The organism is Paraburkholderia sp. EG286A (assembly GCF_040965375.1).
Classification (GTDB): domain Bacteria; phylum Pseudomonadota; class Gammaproteobacteria; order Burkholderiales; family Burkholderiaceae; genus Paraburkholderia.
The window spans coordinates 1-435 of the sequence record NZ_JBFRCB010000034.1 but is presented as its reverse complement, the minus strand read 5'-3'; the positions used below and the strand labels follow the sequence as shown (position 1 = coordinate 435).

Below are 435 nucleotides of genomic sequence, written 5' to 3'. Positions count from 1 at the left end.
GCGACTGGGTCTGCGGGTGATTGGAAGTTAAGCGGCAGGTTGAACGAAGTAAAAAAACCTGTTGACAGATCGCCGGGCAGTCTTCATAATCTCGTTTCTCTGCTGCTGACGCAGCAACGCAGAAAGAGGCCGGTAGTTGAGCAGTTTTAACGGCGCTTTCGCGATCGATCTTTAAAAATTTACAGCCGATAAGTGTGGGCGCTTGATGCGGTGGCGGCCTGATGTCGTTCTTCGGGGCGAAATCAGGAGCAGCAAAAGTATCAAGAGTCTCACACTAAAGTAAGTCAGGTTTTTGAATTTATTCAGAACCTGTCAGCTTTGAGTGAGCGACCGGTCTCGAGAGAGACCGAAAACAGTAACAGGTATTGAACTGAAGAGTTTGATCCTGGCTCAGATTGAACGCTGGCGGCATGCCTTACACATGCAAGTCGAACG

Annotated in this window: 1 rRNA gene; it reads left to right on the top strand. The window is 49.2% G+C overall.

The window, feature by feature from the left end:
* Positions 1-367: 367 nt before the first annotated feature.
* A 16S ribosomal RNA gene (locus AB4Y35_RS42115) occupies positions 368-435 on the top strand; the annotation flags it as partial.